The sequence below is a fragment of the Terriglobus albidus genome (assembly GCF_025685425.1).
GTDB classification, from domain to species: domain Bacteria; phylum Acidobacteriota; class Terriglobia; order Terriglobales; family Acidobacteriaceae; genus Terriglobus; species Terriglobus albidus.
Window position 1 is genome coordinate 12075 of record NZ_JAGTAS010000052.1, and the last position, 16626, is coordinate 28700.

The 16626-nt window shown below is 59.7% G+C and carries 19 protein-coding genes; 3 read left to right on the plus strand and 16 right to left on the minus strand.

Features of this window, described 5'->3' with window-relative positions; translation table 11 throughout:
• Positions 1-13: 13 nt before the first annotated feature.
• From lipA to OHL21_RS11385, 5 genes are all read right to left on the minus strand, one after another.
• Positions 14-928 carry a lipoyl synthase gene (lipA, locus tag OHL21_RS11365; RefSeq protein ID WP_263417389.1) on the minus strand — a complete coding sequence of 305 codons (915 nt, stop codon included), beginning with the start codon at positions 926-928 and terminating at the stop codon, positions 14-16.
• Between the two features lie 24 nt (positions 929-952).
• Complete coding sequence (locus OHL21_RS11370) at positions 953-1321, minus strand: hypothetical protein (RefSeq protein ID WP_263417390.1); 369 nt, start codon at positions 1319-1321, stop codon at positions 953-955.
• Entirely contained in the window at positions 1318-1650 is a 333-nt protein-coding gene (locus OHL21_RS11375) for a c-type cytochrome (protein WP_263417391.1), read from the minus strand. Before OHL21_RS11375 ends, OHL21_RS11370 begins: the two co-directional genes overlap by 4 nt.
• A gap of 61 nt (positions 1651-1711) precedes the next feature.
• Complete coding sequence (locus tag OHL21_RS11380) at positions 1712-2806, minus strand: A/G-specific adenine glycosylase (protein WP_263417392.1); 1095 nt, start codon at positions 2804-2806, stop codon at positions 1712-1714.
• Between the two features lie 163 nt (positions 2807-2969).
• Positions 2970-3578: a YdeI/OmpD-associated family protein gene (locus OHL21_RS11385; RefSeq protein WP_263417393.1), complete on the minus strand. Its 609-nt coding sequence runs from the start codon at positions 3576-3578 to the stop codon at positions 2970-2972.
• Between the two features lie 122 nt (positions 3579-3700).
• Here OHL21_RS11385 and OHL21_RS11390 point away from each other — a divergent pair, with 122 nt between their 5' ends.
• Positions 3701-4180 carry a metal-dependent transcriptional regulator gene (locus tag OHL21_RS11390; RefSeq protein ID WP_263417394.1) on the plus strand — a complete coding sequence of 160 codons (480 nt, stop codon included), beginning with the start codon at positions 3701-3703 and terminating at the stop codon, positions 4178-4180.
• Between the two features lie 92 nt (positions 4181-4272).
• Here OHL21_RS11390 and OHL21_RS11395 read toward each other — a convergent pair whose 3' ends face one another.
• Genes OHL21_RS11395 through coaD form a run of 5 tightly spaced genes read right to left on the minus strand, consistent with a single transcriptional unit; the run spans position 4273 to position 9274 of the window.
• Complete coding sequence (locus tag OHL21_RS11395) at positions 4273-4938, minus strand: HAD-IA family hydrolase (RefSeq protein ID WP_263417395.1); 666 nt, start codon at positions 4936-4938, stop codon at positions 4273-4275.
• On the minus strand, positions 4931-6364 hold the full coding sequence (locus OHL21_RS11400; RefSeq protein ID WP_263417396.1) for a phosphoglucomutase/phosphomannomutase family protein: 1434 nt from the start codon (positions 6362-6364) through the stop codon (positions 4931-4933). The genes OHL21_RS11395 and OHL21_RS11400 overlap by 8 nt, the downstream gene beginning before the upstream one ends.
• Positions 6365-7513 (minus strand): mannose-1-phosphate guanylyltransferase, encoded by a 1149-nt coding sequence (locus OHL21_RS11405; protein ID WP_263417397.1) that lies wholly within the window; start codon positions 7511-7513, stop codon positions 6365-6367. It lies immediately after the preceding gene.
• A 28-nt stretch (positions 7514-7541) separates the two neighbouring features.
• A complete protein-coding gene (locus tag OHL21_RS11410; protein ID WP_263417398.1) occupies positions 7542-8744 on the minus strand; it encodes a pyridoxal phosphate-dependent aminotransferase in 1203 nt (400 codons plus the stop codon).
• Between the two features lie 47 nt (positions 8745-8791).
• On the minus strand, positions 8792-9274 hold the full coding sequence (coaD, locus tag OHL21_RS11415; protein WP_263417399.1) for a pantetheine-phosphate adenylyltransferase: 483 nt from the start codon (positions 9272-9274) through the stop codon (positions 8792-8794).
• A gap of 35 nt (positions 9275-9309) precedes the next feature.
• Between coaD and OHL21_RS11420 the strand changes: the two genes are divergently transcribed.
• Complete coding sequence (locus OHL21_RS11420) at positions 9310-9888, plus strand: DUF2199 domain-containing protein (protein ID WP_263417400.1); 579 nt, start codon at positions 9310-9312, stop codon at positions 9886-9888.
• Between the two features lie 240 nt (positions 9889-10128).
• On the opposite strand, the gene recA is transcribed toward OHL21_RS11420, so the two are convergent.
• Complete coding sequence (recA, locus tag OHL21_RS11425) at positions 10129-11196, minus strand: recombinase RecA (protein WP_263417401.1); 1068 nt, start codon at positions 11194-11196, stop codon at positions 10129-10131.
• Positions 11197-11358: 162 nt separating this feature from the next.
• Here recA and nth point away from each other — a divergent pair, with 162 nt between their 5' ends.
• A complete protein-coding gene (gene nth, locus OHL21_RS11430; RefSeq protein ID WP_263417402.1) occupies positions 11359-12111 on the plus strand; it encodes an endonuclease III in 753 nt (250 codons plus the stop codon).
• A gap of 255 nt (positions 12112-12366) precedes the next feature.
• On the opposite strand, the gene OHL21_RS11435 is transcribed toward nth, so the two are convergent.
• From OHL21_RS11435 to OHL21_RS11455, 5 genes are read right to left on the minus strand one after another with little or no spacing between them, the layout of a single operon-like run.
• Positions 12367-12786 (minus strand): EamA family transporter, encoded by a 420-nt coding sequence (locus OHL21_RS11435; RefSeq protein WP_263417403.1) that lies wholly within the window; start codon positions 12784-12786, stop codon positions 12367-12369.
• Positions 12783-13535, minus strand: coding sequence for a uroporphyrinogen-III synthase (locus OHL21_RS11440; RefSeq protein ID WP_263417541.1), 753 nt, complete (start codon positions 13533-13535; stop codon positions 12783-12785). The genes OHL21_RS11435 and OHL21_RS11440 overlap by 4 nt, the downstream gene beginning before the upstream one ends.
• 18 nt (positions 13536-13553) lie before the next feature.
• Positions 13554-14492, minus strand: a complete 939-nt coding sequence (gene hemC / locus OHL21_RS11445) for a hydroxymethylbilane synthase (RefSeq protein ID WP_263417404.1) — start codon at positions 14490-14492, stop codon at positions 13554-13556.
• The gene (hemA, locus tag OHL21_RS11450; RefSeq protein ID WP_263417405.1) at positions 14489-15754 is read right to left on the minus strand and encodes a glutamyl-tRNA reductase; all 1266 of its coding nucleotides are present in this window, start codon (positions 15752-15754) and stop codon (positions 14489-14491) included. Before hemA ends, hemC begins: the two co-directional genes overlap by 4 nt.
• Positions 15751-16563 (minus strand): cytochrome c biogenesis protein, encoded by an 813-nt coding sequence (locus OHL21_RS11455; RefSeq protein WP_263417406.1) that lies wholly within the window; start codon positions 16561-16563, stop codon positions 15751-15753. Before OHL21_RS11455 ends, hemA begins: the two co-directional genes overlap by 4 nt.
• Positions 16564-16626: the final 63 nt, after the last annotated feature.

Sequence of the window (16626 nt, forward strand, 5' to 3'; positions counted from 1 at the left end):
GGGCTGCGCCAGGTTAGACCAGGCCGGTCGACTGTGCCTGTTCATGGGCGTGGTAGCTGGAGCGCACCAGCGGACCGCTCTCCACATGCCGGAAGCCCATACGCAACGCCTCTTCCTTCAGAAACGCGAACTCCTGCGGGGTGTAATAGCGCTTCATTGGGATATGGTCTTTGCTGGGGCGGAGATATTGTCCGATGGTCAGGATGTCCACCTTGATCGCCGCCAGGTCACGAAATACCGCGAGCAGCTCATGCGTCTCCTCGCCCATGCCGACGATGATGCCGGTCTTGGTCACCTGATTCGGGTTCAGTTCCTTCGCCAGCCGCAGATAGTCTATGGAGCGTTCGTAACGGCCACCCGATTTGGCGACACGATAGAGCCGCGGGACGGTCTCGATGTTGTGATTCAGCACCTCAGGCCCTTCAGCGACCACCATATGGATAGCCTCTTCGGTGCCCTGAAAATCTGGCGTCAGCACCTCAACCTGGCACCGTGGGGCCAGCCCGCGAATCTGGCGGATGACCTCAACAAAAGCCCGGGCAGCGCCGACGTTGTCATCGTCGCGATTGACGCTGGTGATAACGGCATGCTTCAGGCCGAGCGTCGCCACAGCCTCCGCGACGCGGCGCGGCTCATCATGATCGATCGGTTCGGGCTTGCCGCTCGGCACCGCGCAGAATCCACAGCGGCGGGTGCAGCTATTGCCCAACATCATGAAAGTGGCTGTCTTATGATTCCAACACTCGCCGATATTCGGGCAGTGCGCACTCTCACACACGGTATGCAGCCCAAGCTCGCGCGTAAGCTTTTTCAGCGCATGAAAGGTCTCGCCCATGGGAGCGCGCGCCTTCAGCCACTCCGGCTTGGGAGCAGGCTTACGCGGAGAGAGATCAATCTGAATCAGGTCTGACGCGGCAACAGGAGCCATCACCCTCTATTGTAGCCCCAGCTTCTAGTGCACCCGATCGCGGACCTCTGCCCGGATCAGGTACAGGAAAAACACCATGCCGAACCCGGCCATCACGATCAGGCGAAAGTCGCGAGTGGCCGTGAAACCAAAGAGGTAACCAAGGGACAGCAGCAATGAGCCGGCGGTCACAATGGCCCATCCCCAGCGGCGCAGCCGCAACAGGCCAAAGACGCCGACGACCAGCAGGCTGGCGATCGGCAGCACAACGTACCTGCCCTGCTGGTTCCACGCTCCGTTGATCGCGCCAAAGACGCCGAACAGAGCTACCACCAGCATGAACACACAAATCATGGCCATGCCGGGCAGCATGCCCGAGACGCGAGGAGCAGGTTTCTGAGGAACATCACTCATAAGGTATGCAGATAGGCCAGCAGATCGGCCATGTCCTTCTCATTTACGCTTCCGCCCATGGCGGGCATCATGTTACGGCCGTGCAGGACCGTGGACTGTACGCGCTCGTCGGTCGCCGCCGCCCCGCTGGGCAGATATTTCTTCTGGTAAATACCCATAAGGGCCGGGCCCTGCAGAGGTTTGTCTTCGCGATCGTTGTGACACTGACGGCAGCTTGTCTGAAAGACCCAGTACCCGCGGGTCTGCTGGTCGTTCAGCTTCTGCAGCGAAGTCGGCGGGGCAAGGTGACGACACCCCAGTAATATGGTCGCGACAACAGCGGCCGTCAAAACAATGGATATCTTCTGCAGCGGCATGCCCTTCTATTGTCGCATCACAGTTCCTGGTGCATCACCGTTTGCGGTGCATCACCGCTTCCGGCTGCGGCATGCGCACACCGGGCGACGCAATCAGGTGCAATCGCCGCAGTACCTTGCGCGCCAATCCGGTCAACGGAAGATCAGCGAGTTGCCCCAGGCGGCACCACTCATAGTCGCGGATCGATAATGGCAGTTCCCTGACCAGAGTCTTGTCAGCCGTGAAGACCTCGACATAGTAGTTCGTATTCGTAATCGAGTGCCGGACGCGCAGCGTCGGCGTATGTTCTCCTGCTCCCTCCAAAGGGAGCTCCGGCAGCTCATACATTCCCGGCATCAGCGAAGCATCCGTGGGACGACGATGCAGCATCACCTCGATGGCGGAACCGCGCTTGCGCTGATGCAGCAGATAGGCCACCCGCCGGCTACGCATCTTCTCGCGCGCCTCGGTCTTATGCTCCCCCTTCGTAAGGCAGAAATCATAGACCGGACATTGCAGACACAGCGGACCTTTGGGGAGGCAGATCGTAGCCCCAAGCTCCATCATCGCCTGATTGTGGTCTCCGGGAGCGTTGGTTCCCGATCTCCGCTGCGGGACCAGGACAGCCGCCTGCTCGGCAACAAACCGCTTGCTTTCTGAGGTGGTCTCCTCTGGCCTGCCAGTCAAGCGAAGCAGGACACGCTCTACATTGCCATCCACCACAGCAATGCTTTCGCCAAAGGCAATACTGGCGATGGCCGCCGAGGTGTACTCTCCAATGCCGGGCAACTTGCGCAGCTCAACCGAGGTTGACGGCAACACTCCGTCCAGTTCCGCGGTGATGAACTGCGCCGCCTTGTGCAACATGCGCGCACGCCGGTAGTAGCCCAGGCCGCTCCACACCGCCAGCACGTCCGCCTCCGGCGCCAGCGCCAGAGAAACAATCGTGGGAAACTTTCTCAGGAAACGCGCATAGTGTTCCAGAACGGCGTTTACCCGTGTCTGCTGCAGCATCACCTCACTGACCCATATGCGATATGGATCGCGGGTCTCGCGCCACGGAAGTGCGCGCGCGTGCTGCTTGTACCACCTGGCGAGCACCCGCCGGAACTCGGCAGCCTGCTCGGAAGGTAAATCCGTATTCGGCATAACGACTGATTTTAAAGCTTCAACCCCAAAGGAAGGTTTTACCAAACAAGATATTGTTTCCTATATGAAACGAGGTGATTAAAGCAGGTCCTTCGCTCTCCCACCTGCGTTTCCAACTGGCAACTGTTAACTGGCAACTGCCGTTAGCAACTGGCAACTGCTTTTAGCAGTTCTGGTACTTCCAGTTTCTCTGCTTGCCTTCAGCAATCCAGGTCACGGCTTGTTCGATGCGCGTAGTGCGGGTGGCATCACGCTTGGCTTCGTTGATCCACTCCAGGTATTCGCGTTTGCAGGAGGGGCTGAACGCCTCATAGACCTTGGTCGCGGCCTTGTTCTTCTTCAGGGCTGCCGCAAACTCCGGATGGATCCCCGGCAGAGCCTTCGGCGCGGTCTTCTTCCGCTTCATCAGGCTCTCGCCGCCTTCAACTGCCGTGGCCGCCTCTTTGATCAGCTTGAGCAGCATCCTGTCGGAGGGAAGGTCTTTTACCGAGGTGATCCGTCCCAATGTTCCCATCGATCCATCCGACTCGAAGCCCGCCGCCTTCAGCTGCTCACGAACGCTGGAAGCCCAGACACCGAAGCTGCAATGCGCCTTGAACGCCGCCATGTTGGCAACGATCTTGCCGCCGGGAGTCGTAAAGAACGGCATGCTCCACTTGATCGTCTCCTGCACGTCGGGCAGCGCACGGTGCATGGTCTCGCGGATATGGTTCAGAATCGGCTGGGCAAAGGGCTGTGCCTTTGCAATGTAGGCATCGACGCGCGCGTCCATGCGCACCATCATACGGTCGGAGAACCGCAACCGGTCGGAAAACCGCAGCGGTTAACTAAATTCTGCCGCTACAGCTCATGCGGCCGGCGATCTGTTTCCTTCCTCTGAAATAATGTCAGAACGTGGAGAAGAAGCCGCCAAGCCGCCGTAGCGAGTCGATCGATAACTATCTGAAGGCCATCTTCTCCCTGGGTGGCGGAGATGATCATCTGGTGGGCTCCAAGCAGATCGCCGATCGCCTGGGAATCGCTCCCGCATCCGTAACCAACATGCTGCAGCGTCTTGCCGGGCAGGCACGCCCGATGGTGCGCTATGAACGACACCGCGGCGTGAAACTCACCGCCGTGGGACGAAAGAGAGCCCTGGAGATCGTGCGCCACCACCGGCTGATCGAGACTTTTCTCTTCGAAGTACTCGGCTACCCGATCGAGGAGCTTCACGACGAAGCCGAGCGCCTGGAACACTTCATCTCAGAGCGGTTCGAAGAACGTGTCGCCTCACGGCTCGGCAACCCGACACAAGACCCGCACGGACACTGCATTCCCGCACTCGACGGCTCCATGCCGCCGCAGCACCGCGCCGGCTGCCGCTGCTATGTCTAGACGAGTTGCTGGTTCCTAGTTCCTGGTTGCTAGTTTTCCTGGGGTATCACTAAATCCAAACAGCCCATACACCCGGTGTATGGGTAATCCCGCTACTTCACGGAAGGAAAAGTCAACCTCAGTCCATCTTCGGACGCCGTGAACTGCACCTCATCCAACGAGGGCACAATCCAGTCCGCCTGCGACAGCTCTTCCTCGGTATGCGTTCCCAACACCGCCAGAACCCTAGCTCCCGCAGCCTTGCCTGCACCCACCCCGGCGGGAGCATCCTCAATCACGATGCATTCCTCGGGAGCAAAGCCCAGAAGCGCGGCTCCACGCTGATAGGGTTCCGGATGGGGCTTACCATTGGTCACCATGTCGCCGGCGACCAATTTCTCGGGCCACGGCAGACCCGCAGCTTCCAGGCGAACCTCCAGCAGGCGACTGGTGCAGGAAGTGACAATGGCCCAGCGCTCCGGCGGAAGTGTAGTCAACAGATGTCTTACTCCGGGCAACACCTCGATATCGTCGGTGTCGGCCATCTCGAGGTCTTCAATCACCCGCAAGCCCTCTTCCGGATCGATATCGGGGCGGAGACTCTTCACCGTGTCGATGGCGCGCGCACCGTGGGGAACGTTATAGTTCTCGGCGTCGGGAACGCCGTACATCTTCGCCCACTGGCGCCAGCAGCGGTTCACGCTGCCGATGGAACTGATCAGAACTCCGTCATTGTCGAACAACAGGCCTTTGGCAAAAACGGTGATGCGCTCAGCCATGCAACACGAACTCCCGCGCAGCCTCCAAAACCTTGTTTACTGACTCCACCGAGCACGACTCGCAGTAGACACGCAGCAACGGCTCCGTTCCGCTGGCGCGCAGCAGCAACCAGGTCTCCGCTGCATTCGGCTTCGTCGCGGCCTCCGGATTGTCCAGGAAGAACTTGATGCCGTCCATCGTCTCCACCCGCAGTACCTTCATCCCAGCGAAGGCATCCACGCCAGCCTTGGCGCGGTTGATGGCGCTCTGCTTCAGGCTGTCATCGATATGCATGTCGATGCGGCCATACTGATGCTCGCCGTACTCAGCCTGCAGCGAGGCCACAAGCTCACCCAGTGTCTTCTTCTCGTCGGCCATAATATTGGCCAACAACAGGCTGTTCAGAAGGCCATCGCGCTCCGGCAGGTGCTTGGAGATACCCATGCCGCCGGACTCTTCTCCGCCGATCAGGATCTCCTTCTCCAGCATCAGGTCGCAGACGTACTTGAAGCCGATGCCATGCTCATTCAGCTTTCTGCCGTGCTTGGCGCAGATGCGGTCAATCATCTTGGTGGTGTTAAAGGCGCGCGTTACCTCACCCGGCCACTGCTTGCGTTCAATCAGCCACTTCAGCAGAACGCAGAAGATCTTATGAGCGTCCACCACATTGCCATGCTCATCAACGGCGCCGATGCGATCTGCGTCTCCGTCGGTGACCAGGCCGGCATCGCACTTCTCTGCGACGACCACCTTCTGCGTCAGCGCAATGTGCGGAAGAATCGGCTCGGGGTTGATACCCGGGAAGCTTGGATTGATCTCGCTGCGCATCTCGACATTGGGGATACCCGCTTTATCAAAGATGCCCTTGATCACGCCGCGGCCCGCACCGAACATCGTATCGATCAAAAAACGATAGCCGGACGCCTTGATCGCACCCAGGTCAACAAACTTCGTGATCGCCGCAATGTACTCCGGATTGAAATCGACCTCTTCAATCGGAGCCGGCTTCTCTGCTGCCGGAAGCGGAGCCAGCAGATAGCTCTCAATCGCAGTCATGATGGAGGGCTTACCGCTGCCGCCATAGCTGGCCTTGTACTTCACACCATTCCACTCCGGCGGATTGTGGCTGGACGTAATCATCACGCCGCCTGCCGCCTTGCGGCCGCGCACAGCGTAAGAGAGCGCAGGCGTCGGAGTAATGCCGTTTGCCAGAAAGACCGGAATTCCGGCGGACGCCAATACGTCGGCTGCTACTTTGGCAAAGCTCTTCGAACCGAAGCGGGTGTCATACCCGATGCAGACGCCGGCTGCCGGATCTTCGTGCTTCAGCACATAATGCGCAATCGCACTGACAGCGACGCGAACATTGGCATAAGTGAAATCATCGGCAATGACGCCGCGCCATCCATCCGTCCCAAACTTAACAACGGTCTTCGCTTCGCTCATCTAGATCAGCTCTTTCCTGCCGAGTTCCTGCAGCGCCTTAACTACTTTGCCGACATCCTGGGAGTGCTCACGAGTAGTAACCAATAGAGCGTCCTCGGTCTCAACCACGACAAGGTCGTTGACACCAACGAGAGCCACCGTGCGCTCCTTGGCATAGACATAATTGCCTTTGGCATTCAGAGCGATCACGCCCTGACCATCGACAACGTTGCCGTGCTGATCGCATCCGGGCGCGGCAATCGACCGCTGATGCTCATGCAAAGCTGCCCATGAACCGAGATCGTTCCATCCAAACTCCGCGGGAATGCAATAGATACCCGAGCTCTGCTCACCCTTACCCGATCGAGGCTCCAGTACGGCATAGTCGATGGAGATGTTCTCGCACTCCGGATAGAGACGCGCAAAGACCTCTTCAAACTCCGGAGTACCATAGGCCTGCGCAATCTCGTCCAGCTTCACCGCGACCTGCGGCACATGTTCGCGCAAGGCATTGGCCAGCGTGCGTGCTGTCCACAGGAAGATGCCGCTGTTCCATGAATAGCGCCCGGTTGCGACAAACTCAACCGCCGTGGGCTTGTCCGGCTTCTCCGTAAAGCGATGAACATGGCGCACAGGCAGCAGCAGGCCCGGCGCCGGCATGGCAACGTCGCCCTGCTCGATATAGCCATAACCAGTCTCCGGCCGGGTCGGCGGAACCCCCATGACAACGATGTTGTCTCCGGCTGCGGCGACGGCAATGCCGGCACGCAACGCAGCTGCAAAACGTCCGGCATCCTTCACAACATGATCGGAGGGGAAGATCCCAATGACCGTGTCCGGCTCATCACGCTCCATCAGAAATGCAGCGAGACCGCAAGCCGGCGCCGTATTACGGGCGGCCGGCTCACACAAAATGTGCCCCACCGGTACATCCGGTAACTGTGCGCCTATTTTCTCTGCGAGGACCGAGTTTGTGATCACCCAGATGTTCTTGCGTTCTGTGGTCAGCGCCAGGCGGTCCACAGTCTGCTGAATCATCGTCCGTTCGCCGTCAAGCGCCAGGATCTGTTTTGCTGTGGCCTTCCGGCTGCGAGGCCAAAAGCGAGTGCCACTGCCGCCTGCCAGGATGACAGGCACAAAATTGGGGGCTTTCGAAGATGTCTGTTCCATCAGTCTCCGCTGGAGTTTTTGCCTACGGCTACGACAGTTTCGCGAAGAATTCCTTCATGCGGGCAACACCCTTGTCAATGACGTCCTCAGAAACGGCATAAGAGAGACGTACATGCTCGGTGGTACCGAACGGCTCACCGGGTACCGTAACCACATGAGCTTCGCTTAACAGCTTAGATGCAACATCTGCCGCCGAGTTCAGTCCCCCCTTACCAAGAAATGCCTTGATATTGGGATAGACATAGAACGCCCCCTCGGGCACAGTGCAGGTGAGCCCCGGAATTCCCTTGAAGCCTTCCAGCACACGGTCACGCAGACGAATGTAGTCCGCCCGCATCTCCGCAATGCACTCCTGGCTCGCCGTCAGAGCGGCAATCGAGGCGTACTGCACGGGCGTCGCGACGTTCGATGTGCTCTGGCTCTGCAGCTTGCTCATCGCTGCAATCAGGGCCTTCGGTCCAAGTGCATAGCCCGCACGCCAGCCGGTCATGGCATAGGTTTTTGACAACGAACCCAGTACCAGGATGTGCTCCTTGCAGTCGGTAAACGATCCGCCGCTGATGCAGGCGCCGGTAAAGTTCAGATACGCGTAGCACTCATCCAGCAGGACGTAGATGCCCTTGGCATGCGCCAGACGGATGATCGACTCCAGGTCAGACGGAGCAATGATCGCACCCGACGGATTCGACGGAGTGTTCAGGATGATGACCTTGGTCTTCGGCGTAACAACCGCCTCGATCATCTTTGCGGTGATGCGGAAGTTCTCCGCCTCGCTGCTCTCGACATATACGGGAATGCCGCCCGCATACTGAATGATGTCCTTGAAGCTGACCCAGTACGGCACCGGCAGCACAACCTCATCGCCATGGTCGACCAGCACCTGGATGGCATTGAAGAGCGCATGCTTGCCGCCCACGGAAAAGACGCACTCCTCTACGGCGTAGTTGGTGCCGAAGTCAGCCTTGTGGCGCTCGACGATCGCCTTACGCACCTCGGGGATACCGGCAACAGCCGTATAACGCGTGTGGTTGTCCTCAATCGCTTTGATCGCCGCATCTTTGATGTGACGCGGAGTCGCGAAATGCGGCTCACCTGCGCCGAAGTCAGCCAGGTCAATCCCCTGCGACTTCATCTTCAGCGCTTCGGCCGTAATCGCCATGGTCGCTGAAACTTCGATGCGGTTGATGCGGTCGGTCAGAACCTTCTTCTGCGTTGCTGTTGCGGTGGTCATAGTACCAGTGTCGCAGATTACACAGTGGGAGCGAAACCCCTCCTGCGTTAGACTTTCGCCCGCAGACGATCCATCACCAGCCCCGGCACCAGGCTGCTGACGTCGCCGCCCAGTTGAAACACGCCCTTGATGAGCCGCGAACTCACATAAGTGTACTTTTCATGGGGCAGCATAAAGATGGTCTCTAGCTCAGGATCGAGCTTCCGGTTCATCATGGCCATCTGGAACTCGTACTCATAGTCGCTGATGGCCCGAATGCCACGCAGGACCGCCACTGCTCCCTGCTCCCGGGCAAAATCCACCAGGAGACCGTCAAATGTCTGGACGGAGACATTCGGAAAAGCCTCCGCAGCTTCGCGGATCATCTCCAGCCGCTCTTCCACCGTGAATAGCGGCGTCCCCTTGTTCACATTACGCAGAATGGCTACCACCAGATGGTCCACAATCTTCGACCCGCGTGCGATCAGGTCAAGGTGGCCGTTGGTCAACGGATCGAAGGTGCCGGGATAGATGGCTCGTACGGGCGTCATCGCACATGCAGCATACACGCTTATGCTGGAGATGTATGGCGAACGGCTTCCTTTGCTCGGTCTGCGGGCAGATTCATCCACCAGCTCCGACCAGCTACAGCATCCAGGCTCCCGATGCCTATATCGCCATTCCCGACGAGGAACGAGCCACCCGAGCCCAGATCTCGGCGGAGCAGTGCATCCTCGATGAACGGCAGTTTTTTCTTCGCGGACGCATCGTTCTGCCCATCCTCAATCAGCAGAACCAACCCGCGCCTGAGCTTCTGGACCCGCGTTCAGGTCCTGCCCTGGAGATCAGGATCGAAGCTCCCTACTTTGCCTACGGCTGCTGGGTGGAGGTAAGCCCCAGGAACTTCTTCCGCGCCCACGAGCTCTGGAAGACTGCTGGACGAGAGAACGAGCCGCCCTTCCCCGGTTACCTTGCCAACGAGCTGCATCACTATCCCCCGACGCTCGGCCTTGAGGTACTGGTAGCAACGCAACCGGTGGGAAGACGCCCCCACCTGACTGTCCTCGATCAGACGCACCCGCTGGCACAGGAACAGATGATGGGACTCAGCACAGAACGTATCCAGCAGATCGCCGAACAGATCCTGCATCACCCGAGGACATAGGACGGTTCGTGTTCGATACCTTCCCCGCCCGGGTGGCCCTCGGGGTCCCCAGAGATCTTTGTTCTCTGGGGTGATCGCTCGCAACGCGAGGGTGGGTAAAGAAGCCACAGATTCTTCGTTGTAAATCCTGAGATCCCCGAACCCACCCTGACTCCGTGAGGGTGGGGGCACCCGGTGGGGGAAAAAGTAGTTAACGCAACAACGCCGCCCCGAAGGCGGCGTTGTTGCACACACGGTCGATTACTTGCGTCCGCGGACGACTTCCTGGGCCGCCGCCTGGCCGTTCTCCGGCACCGCCGGAACATCTGCAGGTGCAGCGCCGATCTTCAGCTTGGCGCGCAGTTCGCTGTTGATCCGCTCAAAGGTGTCCTTGTTTTCCTTCAGGAAGCCGCGCACGTTCTCGCGTCCCTGACCGATGCGCTCGCCCGAGTAGCTGTACCAGGCGCCGCTCTTCTCCACAATGTTGTTGGCGACTGCCAGATCCAGCACATCGCCCTCGCGGGAGATACCTTCGCCGTACAGGATGTCGAACTCAGCCTCGCGGAACGGAGCCGCCACCTTGTTCTTTACCACCTTGGCCTTGGTGCGCGAGCCGGTAACAACCTCGCCTTCCTTCACCGCACCGATGCGGCGGATGTCGATACGTACTGAAGAGTAGAACTTCAGAGCACGTCCACCGGTGGTGGTCTCGGGATTACCGAACATGACGCCAATCTTCTCGCGGATCTGGTTGATGAAGATGAGCGAGGTGCGCGACTTGGCCACAGTGCCGGTCAGCTTACGCAGCGCCTGCGACATCAGACGAGCCTGCAGACCGACGTGTGAGTCACCCATCTCACCATCGAGTTCAGCCTTGGGCACCAGCGCTGCCACCGAGTCCACCACCAGCACATCAATGGCGCCGGTACGAACCAGGGCTTCCGTGATCTCGAGGGCTTGCTCACCATAGTCCGGCTGGCTGACCAGAAGGTTATCAACGTCAACACCGAGCTTGCGGGCATAAATCGGATCCAGAGCATGTTCGGCATCGACAAACGCCGCCAGACCGCCGGCCTTTTGCGCCTCCGCGATGATCTGCAGGGTGATGGTCGTCTTACCTGAAGATTCCGGACCGTAGATCTCGATCACGCGGCCACGAGGCACGCCGCCCACCCCGAGGGCCGCATCGAAGGAGATGGACCCGGTCGAAATCACCGAGATCGGGACGATGGCTTCACGCGCGCCCAAGCGCATGATCGATCCCTTGCCGAACTGCTTCTCAATGCCGGCCATCGCCAGCTCTACTGCTCTTGTGCGCTCATCCGCCACGTTGCTTATCTCCTCAGTCGGTCCCGCATCCCTCTTGCTGTTGCAGGAAATCAGAGTCTAGCAGCAAAGTGACAGCGCAAGCAAAGAAAAAGCGAAAACATTTTCGCCTCCTGCGGTGGAAAACCCGTACAAAACCCGCCGCGCTATGATTCGGAAACAACCATGGCCACCAAGTCCGCCAAGCCAGCCACTGCTCCTGCCATAAAATCTTCCGCCCTGAAGAAGGCCGTCGCAAAGAAGATCACTCTGAAAAAGAACTCGTACGATCCGCTCGCCCCGGAGAGAGTCACCGCCATCCTGGATGCCCTGCGCAAGGCGTACCCCAATGCCGTCTGCGCGCTGCACCACAACTCCGCATGGGAGCTGGTCGTCGCCACAGCCCTCTCCGCCCAGTGCACCGACGTCCGCGTCAATATGGTCACACCGGAGCTCTTCCGCACCTTCCCAACCCCCAAGGCCCTGGCCGAAGCGCCTTTGCCGGCCATTGAAGAGATCATCCGCACTACCGGCTTCTTCCGCGCCAAAGCGAAGAACATCCAGGGAGCCGCAAAGGCCGTGGTTGAAAAATTCGGCAACAAGGTCCCCCAAACCCTGGAAGAGCTGATCACACTCCCCGGCGTCGCCCGCAAGACCGCCAACGTCGTTCTCGGCTCCTGGTTCGGTATCGCCGTCGGAGTAGTAGTGGATACCCACGTACTCCGCATCTCACGCCGGCTCGAGCTGACCAAACATACGGACGCGGTAAAGGTGGAACGGGACCTGATCAAGATCCTTCCGAAGGACGAGTGGATCAACTATTCGCACCGGGTCATCTACCACGGCCGTCAGGTCTGCATCGCCCGAAAACCCCGCTGCACCGACTGCACCCTGGAAAAGCTTTGCAACTCCAATGACAAGACCTGGAGCTCGCACTAGTTTTTCTACAAACTTTTCCCAGTCCGGATGCCCCACCCTCACGGAGTTAGGGTGGGCGGGGAGTACCCCAAATTCCGGACGGATACCCACGACTCGCATTTCGAGGCCCCGGTTTTCGTGGCTCACTTTACCCACCCTAGCGTTGCGAGGGTGGGGCACCCCGGCAAGGAGATAGTCAAAAAACAAATACAGTTCGTCGATTTATTTTCAAATACATGCAATGAATAGTGAATTACACACTTTCAGAAATTACTTTCAGGCGAAGGCCAATACGACTGCACCCGCGGTAATCAGCAGACCGCCAACTACCTTCAACGGTGTCAGCGCCTCCCCTAGAAACATCCACGCAAAGACGATTACCAGCGCCACACTCAGCTTGTCGATCGGGGCCACACGGGATGCCTGTCCAAGCTGCAGGGCACGGAAGTAGCACAACCAGGACAGCCCGGTCGCAAGCCCCGACAGTGCAAGAAAGATCCAAGATCGGGTATTGATATGGCGCAGCTCACCATGCTTGCCCAGGCTGAGAGCGATACCCCAGGCAAAGACAAAGATCACGCTGGTACGTACCGCGGTCGCCAGGTTGGAGTCGATATTCGCCACACCGATTTTGGCGAGGATCGCCGTTGCCGCCGCAAAAACAGCTGAGAGCAAGGCCCATACCAGCCAGCTCATGCGGGCTGCTCCAGCGCAGACGCAATAGCCCTTGCAAGCGAGATCACATTAGCCTCCTTTGCTTCGACGGTCGGCAGGTAGCCAGCGTCACGTAGCGTGGCAGAGGTAATAGGACCGATGGTCGCCAGGATCGTTGACCCCGGTAGCCGCAAGCCACCCGCATCCAACGCCTGCAGCAGATGATGCACCGACGAAGATGAGGTAAAGGCGACAGCAGCGGGCCGGGCTGGGCCTGAGAAGAGAACCTGCAGCGAGCCAGGGGCCGCGGCAGGAATCACGGTTCGATAGGCCTCGGCAATCTCCACCGTCGCCCCCGCCGCTTCAAGTGTTGCAGGAAGAACGTCACGCGCCACGGCGGCACGTACCAGCAGCATACGTGCCCCAGGGGCATAAGGCAGCAGGACCTCGGCCAGACCTTCTCCAGTCGCCTTCTCCGGCTGCAGCGTGACCTCGAAACCGGCTTTCTGCGCTGCCCGTGCCGTGATACTTCCGATCACTGCCAGCCGCAACCCCTCCGGCAAATCTCTATGGAAACGCTGGCGAAAGACCTCAACGGCATTCGAGCTGGTAAACAGCAACCAGTCGAAGGTAGAGAGCCGGGCGATGGCGTTATCCAGTCCCGCAAAGCTCTCCGGCTGCGCAATCTCGAGCACAGGAACAATTACCGGCTCCAAACCAGCCGCCCGAAGCGCATCAGCCAGCTCAGAGCTCTGATGGAGAGCGCGGATGACGAGGACTCGATGAGTCATCACGAAACGAGTATGCCGTTAAACCGTTGGATGAAGAAGTTCGTTGGCCCCGCGCCGCGCCAGCTCTCCCGCGACAAACTCGCCGAAGCTCTGCGGGGTGTCCTCCTCTTCGGGAGTACGCGAGATTTGCACCATCCGATCGCCGTCCTCAGCAACGACGCAGGCCAGCATGCGGCGGAACTTTCCTTCTCCGGCGCAATGCGCTCCGATGGGCACGCTACAGCCTCCCCCTAGCGCTGCAAGCACAGCACGCTCGGCATCCACACACCACGCTGTCGTCCCACAATGCAGCACGCGAACCGTCTCATGCACCGCAACATCTCCAGCGCGAATCTCAATGGCTAGAGCCCCCTGCCCTGGCGACGGACAGATATCTTCCGGATCGAAGCGCTGGCGAACCCAGTCCGGCGGCATATTCAGCTTCTCCGGCCCCAGGCGATCCAGCCCGGCGGCAGCCAGAATCAACGCATCGCACTGCCCTTCCCGCAGCTTGCGCAGACGGGTGTCGATGTTGCCGCGGATCGGCACAAACTGGAAGTCGGGGCGATGCGCCAGCAACTGCGCCTTGCGGCGAGGGCTGGTCGTGCCGATGCGAGCGCCGATCGGCAGAGTATGCATCAGCAGCCACTCCGGGCAGATCAGAGCATCGCGTGAGTCTGCACGTTCAGGAATCGCGCCCAGTTCGAAGGCCGGGTTCAACTCCGTCGGCAAATCCTTGAGCGAGTGCACCGCCAGATCGACCTTACCGGCGGCAAGAGCCTCTTCGATCTCCTTCGTGAAGATTCCTTTGCCGTCGACACCTGCGGGTGCAACGAAGCCGGGTTCCTGCATCCGATCGCCGGTGGTCTTGATGATCTCAATGGAGACCTCGTGGCCGTGCGCGCGCAGCAGGCCGGCGACATGTTCAGCCTGCCAGAGCGCTAGTGCCGATCCACGGGAGCCGATACGAAGGTTCACTTGGACTCTCCTTCCTGTTGGGGAACGAAGGCGCGGCGCAGCGCATCCAGAGTCTCGGCATCGCCATCGCGTGCCGCTTCGCGCACTCCGGCCATCGGTCCATGGAGAAACTTGTTCACCAGGCCGCGGGTCAATGCCTCCACAGCCTGCTGCTGTTCAGCGGTAAGCCCCGCTAGTCTGGACTGCGCACGGCGCAACTCCGCCTCCCGGATCGCCTCGGCAGTTACCTGCATAGCCCGGATCGTGGGCACTGCATCCAGAGTCTGCAGCCGCTGTTCGTAGCGATCCACCTCGCGGGCTACGATCCGTTCAGCCGCCTGCGCTTCTTTGCTGCGCTCAGCCAGGTTGGCAGCGGCGACCTGCTGCAGGTCATCGATGTCATAGACGAATGCGCCGTCGATCTGGTTCATCGCCGGCTCCACATCACGAGGTACAGCAATGTCGATGAAGAACATCGGGCGTCCCTTGCGGCGAGAAAGCAGGTCGCGCCCCATCTTCACAGTGAAGACGGCCTCCTGCGATCCGGTCGAGGTCACGACGATATCCGCCAGATGCGCCTGTGCCGCAAGAGCATCGAAGTCCATCACCGAACCGTGAAACTCCTCGGCAAGGTGTTGGGCACGAGAGCGAGTGCGATTTGCAACGTACAGAGTTCCCGCGCCCTGCGCGATCAAATGCCTGGCCGCGAGCTCCGACATCTTGCCGGCGCCTACCAACAGAATCGTCTTGCCCTTGAGCGAGCCGAAGATCTTCTGCGCAAGGTCGACCGCAACGGAAGCAATCGATACTGAGGTAGAACCGATCTGGGTCTCACGCCGCACCTTACGTGCAACCGTGAAGGCACGCTGCAGCAGCGGCTCGAGCGTCGACTGCACCGCACCGACCTCGCGGGCGACGGTATAACTCTCCTTCACCTGGCCAAGAATCTGAGGCTCCCCGACCACCATAGAGTCCAGCGAAGACGCGACGCGGAAGAGGTGGCGTACGGCCTCACGCTCCGAATATTCGTAGAGGTGCGGCTCGATCTCCTGCTTGGAGATGGCGAAATATTCGGCAAGAAAACGGCGCAGGTCGGTGTTGTCCTCGTGGCAGGTCACCAGCTCCACGCGATTGCAGGTGGAGAGGATCATGCTCTCGTGTACGCCCGGCTGATGCAACAGCGACCGTGTGGCGTCAGCAAGACGGCCGGACGGGATTGCCAGGCGCTCGCGCACCTCGATCGGAGCCGTATTGTGGTTCACTCCCAGGAGCGCGATCTTCATGAGGTGAACCTGTGCACGTTCGAGAACTGGTTTGCCGCCCATGCCGCAATCATTACCAGGAAGACAAAGCTTGAAAGATAGACAGCCCGCCGGCCGCGCAACCCCGAGCTACGCCGGATCTGGATCATCAGAATGTATGCGACCCACATGCCGAAGCTGAGCAGGACCTTCGGATCGGCGAAGTAAGCCGGGCCAACCGTCTCCTGCGCGACCACCGACCCGATCAGCAGACCGCCGGTCATGCAGGGCAGACCGAAGAGCAACGACTTCAGCGCAATCTGATCCATGGTCTCGAGCGGCGGCAACCACCCGGCCAGGGATCCAAGGCCCTTGGTCTTCAAGCGGCGCTCCTGGACGAGATACAACACACTTGCCAGCAGAGAGACCATCATCGCGGCATAGGCGGCGAGCAGTAGCGCAACGTGCAGCCAGATCCAGCCGCTGCGTACCAGTGCGGAGTCCGCAAAATGCTGCCCGGGCACAAACGCAGCCACCAGCGCCAGCGTGAACGCGATGGGCAATGCGAAGACACCAAGCTGCAGCGTACGATAGCGCCAATACACCAGCAGAAACGCACCGGCAATCAACATGGCCATCAGCGCCTGCACCTCACGTGCCTCAACAGGCACGCGATGATGAGCGGCATTCATCGTCTCAGAGAGAGCCACGAACTGAAACAAGACGCCCATGATGGCAGCGGGCAGGGCGATATGGCGCCAGCGTGGGCGCTCATACAGCGCCGCCGGCAAAACCGCGAGGCTGGCAACCCCATACAGCAGAACCGCGACCCTGAGCCAGAGCAAAGACATGGCGAACTTCCAGTATATAAGGTCGCGGCCATCGGCTTTTGCTTTCACCAGCTTAGACACCGG